The organism is Kitasatospora sp. HPM-01-4 (genome assembly GCF_051374625.1).
Lineage (GTDB): Bacteria > Actinomycetota > Actinomycetes > Streptomycetales > Streptomycetaceae > Kitasatospora.
This window is the reverse complement of the sequence record NZ_JBPQGP010000005.1, coordinates 4,914,145-4,928,088: the sequence shown is the minus strand read 5'-3', so window position 1 is coordinate 4,928,088 and position 13,944 is coordinate 4,914,145. Positions and strand designations below refer to the sequence as shown.

General features: G+C 71.5%; 9 protein-coding genes. 2 read left to right on the top strand and 7 right to left on the bottom strand.

From position 1 onward, the window contains the following. Positions 1–25: 25 nt before the first annotated feature. From ACSMTC_RS21440 to pdxH, 7 genes are all read right to left on the bottom strand, one after another. Entirely contained in the window at positions 26–1,003 is a 978-nt protein-coding gene (locus tag ACSMTC_RS21440; RefSeq protein WP_436561324.1) for a 2-hydroxyacid dehydrogenase, read from the bottom strand. Between the two features lie 128 nt (positions 1,004–1,131). Beyond that, on the bottom strand, positions 1,132–5,154 hold the full coding sequence (fxsT, locus tag ACSMTC_RS21435; protein WP_436561323.1) for an FxSxx-COOH system tetratricopeptide repeat protein: 4,023 nt from the start codon (positions 5,152–5,154) through the stop codon (positions 1,132–1,134). Continuing rightward, a complete protein-coding gene (locus ACSMTC_RS21430; protein WP_436561322.1) occupies positions 5,151–6,518 on the bottom strand; it encodes a TIR-like protein FxsC in 1,368 nt (455 codons plus the stop codon). Before ACSMTC_RS21430 ends, fxsT begins: the two co-directional genes overlap by 4 nt. 199 nt (positions 6,519–6,717) lie before the next feature. Beyond that, a complete protein-coding gene (locus ACSMTC_RS21425) occupies positions 6,718–7,506 on the bottom strand; it encodes an AAC(3) family N-acetyltransferase (protein ID WP_436561321.1) in 789 nt (262 codons plus the stop codon). A gap of 44 nt (positions 7,507–7,550) precedes the next feature. Then, a complete protein-coding gene (locus ACSMTC_RS21420; protein WP_436561320.1) occupies positions 7,551–9,950 on the bottom strand; it encodes an FxsB family cyclophane-forming radical SAM/SPASM peptide maturase in 2,400 nt (799 codons plus the stop codon). 26 nt (positions 9,951–9,976) lie between these two features. After that, on the bottom strand, positions 9,977–10,159 hold the full coding sequence (fxsA, locus tag ACSMTC_RS21415; protein ID WP_436561319.1) for an FxSxx-COOH cyclophane-containing RiPP peptide: 183 nt from the start codon (positions 10,157–10,159) through the stop codon (positions 9,977–9,979). Between the two features lie 337 nt (positions 10,160–10,496). Then, entirely contained in the window at positions 10,497–11,120 is a 624-nt protein-coding gene (pdxH, locus tag ACSMTC_RS21410; protein WP_436564758.1) for a pyridoxamine 5'-phosphate oxidase, read from the bottom strand. A gap of 401 nt (positions 11,121–11,521) precedes the next feature. Between pdxH and ACSMTC_RS21405 the strand changes: the two genes are divergently transcribed. Next, the gene (locus ACSMTC_RS21405) at positions 11,522–12,622 is read left to right on the top strand and encodes a citrate synthase 2 (RefSeq protein ID WP_436561318.1); all 1,101 of its coding nucleotides are present in this window, start codon (positions 11,522–11,524) and stop codon (positions 12,620–12,622) included. Between the two features lie 142 nt (positions 12,623–12,764). Continuing rightward, positions 12,765–13,883 carry a phosphoserine transaminase gene (serC, locus tag ACSMTC_RS21400; RefSeq protein WP_436561317.1) on the top strand — a complete coding sequence of 373 codons (1,119 nt, stop codon included), beginning with the start codon at positions 12,765–12,767 and terminating at the stop codon, positions 13,881–13,883. The last annotated feature ends 61 nt before the right edge of the window (positions 13,884–13,944 follow it).

Below are 13,944 nucleotides of genomic sequence, written 5' to 3'. Positions count from 1 at the left end.
CTTCGAACCGGCGGGGCGCGCCCGGCTAGCGGGTTCCGATCGGCGTGAGCGGGTCGGAACCCGCCAGGACGGCGAGGACGTTGTCGACGGCCAGGCCGCCCATGGCCTGCCGGGTGCGTACGGTGGCGCTGCCCAGGTGCGGTGCCAGTACGGCCCGCTCCTGGGCGAGCAGGGCGGCCGGCACCTCGGGCTCGTGCTCGAAGTTGTCCACGGCCGCCGCGAACAGCGCGCCGGAGTCCAGGGCGGCCGCCAGCGCCTCCTCGTCCACCACTCCCGCGGTCATGCTGACCACCACCGCCCCCTCGGGCAGTCGGGCCAGGCGTTCGGCGTCGAGCAGGTGCCTGGTAGCGGCGTTGAGCGGGCAGGTGACCACCAGCACCTGGGACCGGTCGAGCAGTTCGTCCAGCGGGAGCCACCGGGGATCCCCCTGGGGAGTGTCACCGGACGGCCGGGTTCGGTTGTGGTAGCAGACCGGCATGTTGAAGGCCGCGGCGCGGCGGGCCACGGCCTGGCCGATCCGTCCCATGCCGAGGATGCCCAGCGGGGTGCCGGACAGTTCCATGCCGAGCAGGAAGTTGGGCGCCCAGGCCCAGGGGCGTCCGGAGCGCAGCAGGCGCTCGCCCTCGCCGAGCCGCCGGGTGGCGGCCAGCAGCAGCGCCCAGGCCATGTCCGCGGTGGACTCGGTGAGCACGCCGGGGGTGTTGGTGACCGTCACCCCTCGCGCGGCGCAGGCGGCGAGGTCCACGTTGTGCGCACCCACCGCATGGTTGGCGACCAGCCGCAGGGAGGGGCCGGCCGCGTCCAGGAACTCGGCGTCCACCACGTCGTCCAGGGTGGTGATCACGGCTGTCCGGCCGGCCACCGCGCTGAGCAACTCGGGCCTGGCCATGGGCAGATCGTCGTCGTGCAGGGTGACGGCACAGAACGGCGTGAGCCGTTCCAGCACCCCCGGAGCGAGCCGGCGGGTGACGAGTACGGACGGCGGCGGCAAGGTCTCGGTCACAGCCCGGCAGCGTACACGCCCCCTTGGGAGGCGGCGGGGAACTCCTGCGGTCCGCCCAAGGGCCGCCCCGGCCGGCAGGACCCGGGCGCCTCCGCCGGAGAGCGGAGGCGCCCGGTGCGGGTCCGGTCCTACACCGGCTGGGGCTCGAGGTCGCGGTTGATCCGCTTCCAGCCCCGGGCGGAGACCGTGTTGGGGTGCTCCTCGCCGAAGAGGCGGATCAGTTCGGCCACCGCGTGGTCCCGCAGTTCGGTGGCCTGGGAGAGCCGCCCCGCCTTGCGGAGGGTGACCCCCAGATTGGCCTCGCAGGCGACGGCGTCCGGATGGGCCGGGTTGTACCGGCTGCACAGCCCCGTGTAGGCCGTCCGCTCCAGGTCCTCCGCCTTCGCCAACTGCCCGTCCTCGCCGTACGCGTTGGCCAGGTTGATCATCGCGTTGAGCGTGAACGGGTGGTCGGGCCCGAGCACCCGTTGGAGACCCTCGACGGTGTGCCGCCCGCGCCGGATCGCCTCCTCGACCTCGCCGCTGCCGCGCAGGTAGATACCGAGGTTGTTCTCGCAGGCCAGGGTGAACGGGTGCTCGTCGCCGAACAGCCGCCGGTGGCCCTCGTAGACCGTGGTGGCGAGGTCGCGGGCGGCCTCCTTGTCCCCGGAGGCCGAGTGGTCGGCCGCCAGGTTGAGCGCGCAGGCCAGGGTGTCGGCCGCCTCCGCGCCGTACCGGTCGAGGTAGCGCTCGTAGGTCTGCATGGTGAGCTGCCGGGCCTCGCGCAGATGGCCCTCCCTGCGCAGCGACACCGCAAGGGACTTGGCGTTGCGCAGGTTCTCCGGCAGGTCGGGCTGGAGGATGTCGGCGAGCTCCTCGGTGACCTCGCGGAGGAGCTCGATGGAGCCCTTGTAGTCGCCGACCTCGCGCAGGTCGCGGGCCAGGTTGGACTTGCTGGAGAGGGTGTACGGGTGCCTGGGGCCGAGGACGGCGAGCCGGCGGTCGAAGGTCTCCTGGTCCAGGTCGCGGGCGGCCTCGCTGTCGCCGACCAGGCGGTAGTCGATGGCCAGGTTGTTGGCGATGGAGAGGGTGCGGGCGTTCTCGTCGCCGAACAACTCCCGGAACTGGCTGTAGGTTTCGAGGTCAAGGTCGAGTGCGTCCTGGAACCGGCCGAGCGCCCGCAGGTCGGCGCCGAGCGAACCGGCGGTCATCAGGGTGTACGGGTTGTGCTCACCGAGCAGTTCCCTCTGTCCGGCCAGGGTGGACTCGTCGAGCTGCAGCGCGTCGGCGTAGTTGCCCTGCGAGCGGAGCACGTTGGCGAGCTGGAAGTTCAGGCTGAGGATCTGGCGGCGCAGGTTGCGGCGCTCTAGCTCGTCCCTCTCCCCCGTCAGCCGCTCGACCCAGGTGGTGTCCAGCTGCTCGGCCAGGGCGCGGGCCCGGTCGAGGTCGGTGCGCTTCCAGAGGTAGCGCACGCGGTCGATCAGCAGTTCACGGGTCTCGCGCTCGTCGCAGTCCTGGGCCCGGGACGGTGCGAGGTGCGGCCAGATCTTCTCGAAGCGCGGCCAGTTGGCCGGGTTGTCGGTGTCGCCGAGCACCGGACGGGCGCCGACCAGGATGCGGTGCACCTCGTGCATCGCGTTCACCCGGTCGTCCTCGCTCATCTCGGCGCGGACCACGGCCTGCACCAGGCGGTGCACCTGGAAGCTGTTGCTGGCCGCGTCCACCTTGGCCAGCGCGTACCGGCCGACCGCCTGGATCACCTTGCCGAGCATGAAGGTGTCGCTGAGGTCCTCGTCGTAGCGGACCAGGGCCCGGATCATCTGGTCGCTGTAGAACAGGTCCATCGAGATCGGCTCGGGTGCGAAGAACGCGCAGAGCTGCAGCAGCCGTACCGCCGCCGGCGACTGCTCGCGCAGCCGGGCGATGGAGACGTTCCAGGTGGCGCCGACCTGGCTGGGGTAGTCGGCCGGGCGTCCGACCGCGAGCGCCTTGGTGGCCTCCGCGTGCAGCTGGGCGACGTAGGTGTCCACGGGGGTGCGGGTGGTGTCCAGCCAGGCCGCGGCCACCTCGACGGCCAGCGGCAGGTCGCCGACCGCCTCGGCCACCCGGTCGGCGTCCTGGCGGGAGAGCCCACGGGTACGGCGGGTCAGGTGCTCGATGCTCTCGCCGCGGGTGAAGACGTCGACCCCCAGCACCCCGGCCTGCCCGGACCAGGCCTGGTTCCGCGAGGTCACCAGGATGTGCCCGGAGCCGCCCGGGAAGTACCTGCGGATCTCCGAGGGCTCGTCGGCGTTGTCGAAGATCAGCAGCCAGCGGGAGGTCGGGGTGCCCCTGCGCAGTGCCTCCCGGGCCGCCTCGGCCGCCTCGTTGACGCTGTCGCCGACCCTCAGGCCGAGCCGGTTGGCCAGGTCCGCCAGGGCGGCGGGGACCAGTTCGGTCTGCTCGGCGTCGATCCACCAGACCAGGTCGTAGTGCGACATGTACCGGTGGGCGTACTCCAGCGCCAGCTGGGTCTTGCCGACACCGCCGAGCCCGTAGAGCGTCTGCGGGGTGGGCAGCACCGCCGTGGGCCCGCCCACCAGTTGCTCGCGCAGCTCGTCCAGGACCTTGGCGCGCCCGGTGAAGGAGGGGTTGCGCTGCGGCACCGACCAGTACGAGGGCTTGGTGCCGGGGAAGCGCGGCACGGCCCCGCCGCCGCCCTCGCCGTTCGCGCTCTCGCGGCCCAGCGCGCGCAGCAGGATCGCGGCGGCCTGGTCCTCGTCGCGGCCGACCAGGTCGACCGGGTTGCGGCTGTTGAACGGCGCCGCGAGGCGGACGTCGCTGACCCGGACCGGGACCAGCTGGCGGCGGGTGCCCGCCGGGTCGAACCCGGCCATCGAGTCCCACAGCGCCCTGGCCTGCGGCGAGCGCAGATAGGCGGCCGAGAACACCGCGACCGTCCGGAAGGCGGCGTCGATGCCCCGCTCGGTCTCCGAGCGGGAGTCCGCGCCCGCCCCCAGGTCCCTCGGCACCACCCGGAACCCGGCGTTCTCCAGCACGGCGGCGATCCAGTCCGCCCACATCCGGTCCTCGGGCACATAGCTGAGGTACAGGTCGGCCGGGACGGTGGGGCGGCGCCGGGTGTAGGCGTCCACGAAGCGCAGCCGCACCTCCTCGTCCACCGGCGGCAGTCCGGCGACCCGCCCCTTGGTGATCACCGAGGTGATCCGCTCGCAGGCCGCCAGCATCGAGGTGGGCGTGCCGACCTGGTCCCCGAAGGTCGCCAGGATCTCCTCGTAGGCGTAGAACGGCCGGTACGGGACCTCCACCGACCCCCAGTACTGGGCGAGTTCCTCCTCCGCCAGGCCCTCGGGCAGACCGGCGAAGCGCAGCCTGGCCAGCGCCCGCCCGGCGTCCGCCTTCTCCTTCTCGCCCTCGTCGATGCGCATCGGCACCGGCAGGATCCGGATGCCGCGCTCCCGGTACCGGTCGTTGATGTGCTGGGCGATCTTGGAGGCGCCGTCGATGGACTGGTCGCTGAGGGTGAAGCAGACCACCAGGTCGTCGGGCATCTGCACGGTGCAGATCTCGGCGATGTCGGACAGGCCGGTGCGGCTGTCGATCAGTACGTAGTCGTAGCGGCGGCTCATGTCCCGGCGCAGCGCGTCGAAGAACTGCCCGCCGTCGAACCGCTCGTAGAACAGGTCCCAGTCCAGCCGGCCGACCGACTCGGAGTAGTCCCGGTTCTGCTGGCCGGCCGAGAGGAAGTCCAGGCTGCCGCCGGGCGGGAAGCCGGGCCAGGAGAGCGACAGGGCGTGCGGGTGCACCCGGGCGAAGTCCTCGTGCCAGCCGGGGGCGTGGTCGACCTCGCGCAGCGCCTCCTCCCGGTACTCGGTGATCAGGTCCATCATCCCGGTGGTCCCGGCCAGCGCGGCCGGGTCGAGGAAGGGGTGGAAGAACCTGGCCAGGCCGGGCGCCTCGAGGTCCCAGTCGACGGTGAGCACCCGGAATCCGTTGGCGGCCAGGATCCAGGCCGTGTTGGCCAGCGCCATGGTGCGCCCGGTGCCGCCCTTGTACGAGTAGAAGGTGATGATCCGGCCCTGCCGGTCCTCGTTCGCCTGCGGCTCGCTCTCGGCCGGCGCGGTGGTGCTCGGGGCCCGCAACCGCAGGTTCCTGGTCGGGTTCTCGGTCATGCCTCTCCTCCCCCTGGACCGGCCCCCGACTGTGGACCGTCCTCCTGGTCACGGGCCGCCTCCTGACCGCCCGGATCGCTGCGTCCCACCCCGGGCCGCCACGGCCTGGGCTCCCCGCCGAAGGCTTCCCGCAGGCTGGGCTTGGGTGCGCCCGACCTGGTCTGGCCGCTCCTGGTCCGGTCCTCGAAGGCGTACTTGGCCCGCATCGCGGCCCGGGGCAGCGCGTCCTCGAAGTCCTCCAGCGTGGCCAGTCCCGCGGCGTCCTCCTGGAAACTCGGTTTGGCTTCTCGGCGTTTCAACTTCAGTGTCCTGGCGCTGAGTTCGGAGAGCGACAGATCGTGCTCGACGCAGTCCGCATCAGAGGTGTTCCACGGTTCGAGCACGCTCACCCAGGGCGGGTTGCCGCGGTCGAACCGGGCGACCATTTCCCGCCGCTCCTCGTCCCGCAGCGCCCAGCGGTCCAGCAGCACCACTCCGGGCGCGGCGGGCTCCCGGTTGGAGAGGATCTCCTCGACCTCCTGGTCGAACTCGTGGATGCTCGGGTGGAAGCCCAACTGCTTGGCCAGCCGCATCGCGTGCTCGGCCAACGGCCGTGCGGACTGCGGCTGGTAGGGGTGCCAGTCGATCCGGCGCTGCCCGTAGTAGTCGGGGTTGCGCCCCGGGGGCAGCTCCGACTGGCGGTAGGAGAACACCGAGATCCGCAGCTGCTTGGTGGGGGCGAGCGCCTTGAAGGCGCTGGGCTGCGACTGGAAGTCGAGCGGCCGCCCGACCGGGATGACCGTCTCCTCGGCGACGTCGACGATGCGTTTCGCCAGCCGGTGCACGGCCAGTTCGTACGAGGCGCGGAAGTAGCTCAGCTTCATCAGCGCGTACAGGCCCTCGGCGGCGTAGTCCGGGCCGAAGCCGCTGTGGTTGAACTGGAGCTGGCTGGCCACCTCGGGCAGCTGGTAGTTGCCCATGGCGACCCAGAGCACCGGCACGATCCCGCTGGTCCGCTCCGAGGTGGAGCGCTCCGGGTAGACCGGCCGCTGGGTGAAGGAGTACCACTCCTGGCCGCAGGCCAGGCTGTTGAAGTAGCGCGGGGAGTAGAGCGGGACGAAGACCCGGCAGGTGGCCAGTTCCTGGGAGAGCCGTTTCGCCCACAGCGTCCCCTGGTGCATGGACTGGTCCATGAATCCGACCGGTGCGCCCTCCGGCAGGTCGGTGAGCTGGAGCACGGCCTCGCAGAGGTCCTCGTACAGCTTGCTCACCCAGTGGTTGGGGTCTCCCGCTCCCCTGGTGCCCGCTCGCGGGGTGTGCGCGTAGCTGAGGAAGAAGTACGGCCGTGCCGTGTCCTCGTCCCAACCCCCAGGGTCGTCGTACACACGCGCCTCCCCCGAGACCGTCCGGTGTGTGATGTGGTGTACCGCACCGGGCGTAGCCGCTGCTACGTCCGGTCTCCGGTTACGTCGTTCCCCCGCAGAGGGGTTGTCAGTCTAGGAACCCAGGCTTCCCCAAGGGAATAGGGCGACACCGGTCGACAGCACGTGCTCGCGTCACTCAGGGTGGCTGGACTGCGGAGACTCAACTACGGTGATCACGAAGGTACTTGTCCGCCACATCCACTCCTTCGGAAATCCGCAGGAGGTAGCAGCTCGCATCACCGAGAGTACCCGCGAGCAGACTCGGCATGCCCGTTTCCAGTGCGGAGGTCATCGGCTCGAAGTGCTCGTCCCGCAGGTGGACGGCGTCGAAGTGCACCCAGCGCCGCTGCCCCCTGGGATCGGTGACGACACAGCCGTAGCGCTGCATCGGCGGGTCGGCCTGACGGTACTCGGCGAGGTGGAACGCGGTGCAGCACCAGATGGGCACGCCGATCAGCAGGGCCCTGGCCCCCCGGTCGTACAGCTTCTGCACCGGTGAGTGCCGGCCCAGGTGGCCCGCCCAGCGGTGACGTCGCATCAGTTCACGGGCCTGGCCGCCGAGTGCGGCGAAGGAGGTCTGCGGATGACTGCTGCGCACCGCGCCCGGTTGCCGTCTGACCAGCTCGGAAAAGTGGCCGAGAATCCTCGATGTCGGTGTCCCGGCACGGTCGAACGGGGGTTTGGCCTCCCAGTACGCCCGGCGCTGCTCGGGTGTCATCCCCTCGGTGGGGGCCAGCGCCAGCCGGGAGGTGCTGGAGTTCTCCGGGGTCGCCGTGTAGACCACCAGGGTGCCCTCGGGGCCGAGCACCCGCCGCAGGGCCGCCAGCAGGGTGCCGGCACCGTCCGCCATCGGCCCGATCGAGCGGAGTGAGGACTGCACCAACAGGGTCTCGCCCCGCTCCACCCCCAGCCGGGCCAGGTCCCGCGCGAGCCGGTCCACGTCGTGCATCGCCGCCCCTCCCCGAGGTCCGCGCTCCCTGTTCCCGGTCGGCCTCAGGCGTCGGTCAGCGCGGTCCGGGCGCGCCACTCGGCGAGGTTACGCTCCGCGATCCGGCGCGCGGAACTCTCCGCCTCCGCGGGGAGCGGCAGTTGCAGCGAGGGTTCGAGCCCGGCGCGCATTCCCTCGACGAAGCGTGCCCCGAGCGCCGTCAGCGCTCCGGAGCCCGCCAGCGTGTCCAGCGCCTGAGCGGTGTGCGCCCGCCAGGTCGCCAGCTCCACCCGCGCGTGGTCGGCCGGCTCGCCCGGCAGCCCGTCGTAGGCCCGGACCCGGGTGGCCCAGTACTCGGAGACGGCCAGGTGCGCATAGGTGCCCTGGAGCAGCCCCTCCAGCGGGCGCGGGTCCGGCCGCCAGGGCGCGTAGTAGTGTGCCTGGTCCGCCGGGTCGTACAGATCGTGGAAGTCCAGCACGGCACCCAGTTTGACGTGCTGGAACTCATGCGTGACCAGCAGCGCCAGGGTGGGCGCGGTGGCGGGCCTGGCGATGCCGACGGTGCCGAACGCCTGCCGGGCGGCCGCGCTGACGTCCCGGCCGGCCTGGGCCGGGCGGAGCGGGGTGATGGTGCCGAGTCCGACCCGGATGCCCGGGGCATGGCCGGGCAGATCGCGCAGGATCAGCTCCCAGGCCTCGCGCAACGCCCCGGTCCAGTTCAGCAGTTCGAACTCGCCCAGGCGGTCCTCGACCGGCCACTGGTGGCAGTCGCGCTGCGGGTCGGTGTCCTCCAGGGCGACCGTCCAGCCGCCCGCCAGCGCCAGGCGCCGGACGGGCTGCCACTGCTCGCCCTCCGGCGAGTCCCAGCCGACCCGGACCCCGCGAACGGTGAACCCGTCGGCGTTGCCGTGCAGTTCGGCCTGGCCGGCACCGACCGTGAGGACCCGGCCGAGCGTCGGCAGGTGGACCGCGCCGCCGCGCACCGGCACCGGCAGCTCGAAGTCCAGACCGGCCCGCAGCGCGGCGGCGGCGGCGATCTCGGCGAGCGAGCCCAGGTCGGCGCCCGGCTCACCGCTCAGGCAGCGCACCGCCCAGGCCCGGACATAGGGGTGGGCGAGCACCGCGTCCAGCGCCTCGGGCGCGACGGCGTCCAACTCGGTCAGCAGCGACCATGCTTCGGACGGCCCGGTGGCCAGCGCGGCCAGCAGCCGCCGGGTGACCCCGAGTTGGGAAGCGGCCAGCGCAGCCACGGTCGGCGCGTCGCCGTGGCCCCGCGCCAGCTCGTCCAACTGGCTCTCGGTGAGCACGGGTTCGACCGGTGCGCCCTGGGCCGGGACGGCGACGCGGGCGGCCACCCGGTCCCGGATGGTGGTGATCAGACTCATCAGGTCCCCGCAGAAGACGGAGGGATTGGCGAAGTCCCGTCCGCTGCGGTAGCGGTGGGCGTAGAGGCCGCCGCCGCAGGAGCGGACCACGGGACAGGAGCGGCACTCCTCGCACAACCCGGCCAGCCCCGACTGGCGTTCCACCATCCCCGGGTGGGCAGCCACCTCGTCCAGGCTGTGGTCGAACAGGTTGAAGCCGGTGGTTGGTGCGCCGTCGTAGGCGGTCTTCAGGCTGTCCGCCTGCTCCAGCGTGCCGTCGGTCTCGATCACCACCAGGTCGGCCGGGTCCAGCCCGAGCGACTCGGTGAGGCTGGACTGCCCGCGCAGGGTGCGGTGCACGGAGTCGAAGGTACGTACGGGGACCGGACCGCCCGTGCTCGTCCAGCGGTCGTAGACGGCCATCAGCCAATCCGCGTAGGGCGTCCGCCCCGCGCCGTCCGGCCGCTTCGGCGGCTGGTCCCAGGTGGCGTGCGGCAGCAGGAAGTCGATCCGGGGCGGTTCGAGGGCGACCAGTGCGTCGTAGACGGCGACCGGGTCGTTCTCCACGTCGATGGTGCAGAGCAGCCCCGCGTACAGATGGCGGTACTCGGGGAGCCTCAGCAGCTCGACCGCGGCGAGCACCTTGGCGTGGCTGCTCCGTCCGTCGGCGAAGCGGCGGTGCCGGTCGTTGGCCGCGCGATCACCGTCGAGCGAGATCCCGACCTTGATCTCCAGCTCGGCGAAGAGGTCGCAGAAGTCCCGGCTGAGCAGCACACCGTTGGTGTGGATCCGCAGGTCCAGGGCGCAACCGGGCGGGAGGGCCCGGCGGAGTTCCTCGGCGGCCCGCCGCAGCAGGGCCGGGCCCGCGAGCAGTGGTTCGCCGCCGTGGAGGACGACGTGGACGGCCGGCAGACGGTGTGTCCCGGCGTGTTCGGCGATCCGCTCGGCCGCCGCCACCAGCACCCGCTCGGAGACCGCGCGGGGTTTGCCACGCCAACTGGTGTCGGCGTGCTCGTACACGTAGCAGTGGTCACAGGCGAGGTCGCATCTGCTGTGCACTTTGAGCACGAACTGCGAGAACGGGACCATCAGGGGGGACATCAGCGTCTGCCGGCCGTATCAGCCCGTCAGATAGAGGAGTTGAAGGCCGCCACGGCGAGTCGGCCGGAGTCGGTGCCCGGCAGCACCCGGTGCAGGTCTGCGGTGAGGGTGTCGGTGCCCAGAGCGGCGAGTGCGGCGAGCGAGGCCCGTGGGGCTGGCTCCTCGACGGCCTCGCGGTCAGCTGGCCCGGTGACGAGTGCGGCGACCATGTGATGTCTCGTTTCTGCGAGTGGAACGGTGAGGAAGCGGGTCAAACACAAGACCTCCCCTCGCCCTGGTCCACCCAACGGCGAGTATCCCGAGAGGTGACTGCGGTTTCCCCGTTACTAGTCCGTCCGGGTGAATTGGTTCAGCATGTTGAGCGAATCGCATTACTGCGACTGACGGCATCGGCTACAACCGCAGTCCGGGTCGCCGAAACACGAGCATATGGGCAGAACCGGGAGAAACACCCGTTCGCGCGGCCGATCCATCGGATCGGCGGAGCGCCGTACTACTGCAACCGGCGTAGAACCGATCGAGCCCCGTCCAGCGCTCCGCGTCCCGCTACGGGCAGAGCCGCTCGACCCGCCAGCCGCCGCCCTCCGCCACATAGCGCAACCGGTCGTGCAGCCGGTTCTCCCGGCCCTGCCAGAACTCCACCCGTTCGGGGACCACCCGGTACCCGCCCCAGAACGGCGGCACGGGCACACCCTCGCCCTCCGGGTAGCGGCGTTCCAGCTCGGCGTAGCGCTGCTCCAGCACCTCCCGGCTGCTCACCGGGCTGGACTGCTCGCTCGCCCAGGCGCCGAGCTGCGAACCATGCGGCCTGGTACGGAAGTAGGCCGCCGTCTCGTCCCGGCCGACCTTCTCCACCCGGCCGGTGACCAGCACCTGGCGGGCGATCGCGACCCACGGGAAGAGCAGCGCCGCATGGGGGTTGACGGACAGTTCACTCCCCTTCTGCGAACCGTAGTTGGTGTAGAAGACGAAACCGCGCCGGTCGTATCCCTTCAACAGGACGGTGCGCGAGCTCGGCCGGCCCTCGGCGTCGGCGGTGGAGAGCACCATGGCGTTCGGCTCCGCCACGCCGGCCTCGTCGGCCTCGTGGAACCAGCGGGTGAACTGGGCGACCGGGTCGGCCGCGAGCTGCTCCTCGACCAGGCCCTCGTGCTGGTAATGCTTGCGCATCACGGTCAGGTCCGGACCCGGCCGGTCCTCGGTCGGCGTGGTCAGGGGTGTCGGGTGGCGTTCCGCGGTAGGCACGCCAACATCATCCCGTACGACAAGCGTCGGGTACCGCTACGTCCGGGGAAACCTGGGCGGGAGATCCGGTGTCCCACCGCCGTGCCGCCGTGCTTCGGCCGGTGACTATGTCCGTAATCATCCGGATAGCTCCGGGAAATCCGCCGCCGATGCCGCCCATGGGGCCGGGTTGGATGTGGCACAAGGGGAAACATCACCATGGTGGTGTATGGCGCAATGCACTCCGTGCCTGCCACGCTGGCACCGAGTGCCAACCACCATCGGTCACCCGGCGGGACCGCCCCACCATGGCACCCGCCGGACCGGATCACTGAAGGAGCCGTCTGATGTCCGATTTCGTACCCGGGCTTGAGGGAGTAGTCGCCTTCGAGAGCGAGATCGCCGAGCCCGACCGTGAAGGCGGCGCGCTGCGCTACCGAGGCGTGGACATCGACGACCTGGTCGGTCACGTCTCCTTCGGGCACGTCTGGGGCCTGCTGGTGGACGGCAAGTTCAACCCGGGCCTGCCCGCCGCGGAGCCGTTCCCGATCCCGGTGCACTCCGGTGACATCCGGGTCGACGTGCAGTCCGCCCTCGCCATGCTCGCGCCGGTCTGGGGCCTCAAGCCGCTGCTGGACATCTCCGCCGAGCAGGCCCGCGACGACCTCGCCCGCGCCGCGGTCATGGCGCTCTCCTACGTCGCGCAGTCCGCGCGCGGCCAGGGCCTGCCGATGGTGCCGCAGCGCGAGATCGACAAGGCCGAGACCGTGGTCGAGCGCTTCATGATCCGCTGGCGTGGGGAGCCGGACCCCAAGCACGTCAAGGCCGTTGACGCGTACTGGACCTCCGCCGCCGAGCACGGCATGAACGCCTCCACCTTCACCGCCCGGGTCATCGCCTCGACCGGTGCCGACGTGGCGGCGGCCCTCTCGGGCGCCGTCGGCGCGATGTCCGGGCCGCTGCACGGCGGCGCGCCCTCCCGGGTGCTGCACATGATCGAGGAGATCGAGCGCACCGGTGACGCCGTCGGCTACGTGAAGAAGGCCCTCGACAAGGGCGAGCGCCTGATGGGCTTCGGCCACCGCGTCTACCGTGCCGAGGACCCGCGCGCCCGGGTGCTGCGCCGGACCGCCAAGGAGCTCGGCGCACCGCGCTTCGAGATCGCCGAGGCGCTGGAGAAGGCCGCGCTGGAGGAGCTGCACAACCGCCGCCCCGACCGCGTGCTGGCCACCAACGTGGAGTTCTGGGCCGCGATCATGCTGGACTTCGCCGAGGTCCCCGCGCACATGTTCACCTCGATGTTCACCTGTGCCCGCACGGCCGGCTGGTCGGCGCACATTCTGGAGCAGAAGCGCACCGGCCGCCTCGTGCGCCCCTCCGCGCGCTACGTGGGCCCCGGCGCGCGCAGCCCGCAGGAGGTCGAGGGCTGGGACGCGATCTCGCACTGAGCGCCGCGAGACGACTGACGGCATATCACTCTTTCGAGCGGGCCCGGAAGTACCCTCCGGGCCCGCTCGCCTGGGAAAAGATCACATCTCAGCGGGCGGACGAACCTACCGCCGGCGCGATCCGGACCACTAGGCTGCGCCCGTGGCTCAGATCCAGATCCCCACCGACAATCTGCCCGCTGACGGCCGCTTCGGCTGCGGTCCGTCCAAGGTGCGCCCCGAGGCCCTGAGTGCCCTCGCCGCCACCGGAACCTCACTGCTGGGCACCTCGCACCGCCAGGCCCCGGTCAAGAACCTGGTCAAGCGCGTCCGCGAAGGCGTGAGCAGCCTGTTCTCCCTCCCCGAGGGATACCAGGTGGTGCTCGGCAACGGCGGCTCCACCGCCTTCTGGGACATCGCGGCCTTCGGCCTGGTGCGCGAGAAGTCCCAGCACCTCAACTTCGGTGAGTTCTCGGCCAAGTTCGCCGCCTCGGTGAAGGCCGCGCCCTGGCTGGCCGAACCGTCGGTGATCAGGACCGAGCCGGGCACCCACCCGCTGCCGGCCGCCGAGGCGGGCGTGGACGTCTACGCGCTCACCCACAACGAGACCTCGACCGGTGTCGCCATGCCGATCCGCCGCCCGGCGGGCGCGGACGAGGGCTCGCTGGTCCTGGTGGACGCCACCTCGGGCGCCGGCGGCCTGCCGGTCGACATCACCGAGACCGACGTCTACTACTTCGCCCCGCAGAAGTCCTTCGCCTCCGAGGGCGGGCTGTGGCTGGCCGCCTTCTCCCCGGCCGCGCTGGAGCGCGCCGCCGGGATCGCCGCCTCCGGCCGGTACATCCCGCCGTTCTTCGACCTGCCGACCGCGATCGACAACTCGTCGAAGGACCAGACCTACAACACCCCGGCGATCTCCACCCTCTTCCTGCTGGCCGACCAGCTGGAGTGGCTGAACGGCAACGGCGGACTGGACTGGGCCGTCAAGCGGACCGCCGAGTCCTCCTCGATCCTCTACACCTGGGCCGAGCAGTCCTCCTTCGCGCAGCCCTTCGTGGCCAAGCCCGAGGAGCGCTCGCAGGTCGTCGGCACCATCGACTTCGACGAGTCGGTGGACGCCGCCGCGGTCGCCAAGGCACTGCGTGCCAACGGGATCGTGGACACCGAGCCGTACCGCAAGCTGGGCCGCAACCAGCTGCGGATCGCGATGTTCCCGGCCGTCGACCCGTCCGACGTGCAGGCGCTCACCGCCTGCATCGACTACGTGGTCGGCCGGCTCTAGGCGTACCTCCGCGGGGCCGGTCGAAGTCGCGGCCGGCCCCGAAGGCTCCGGTCGACCGGCC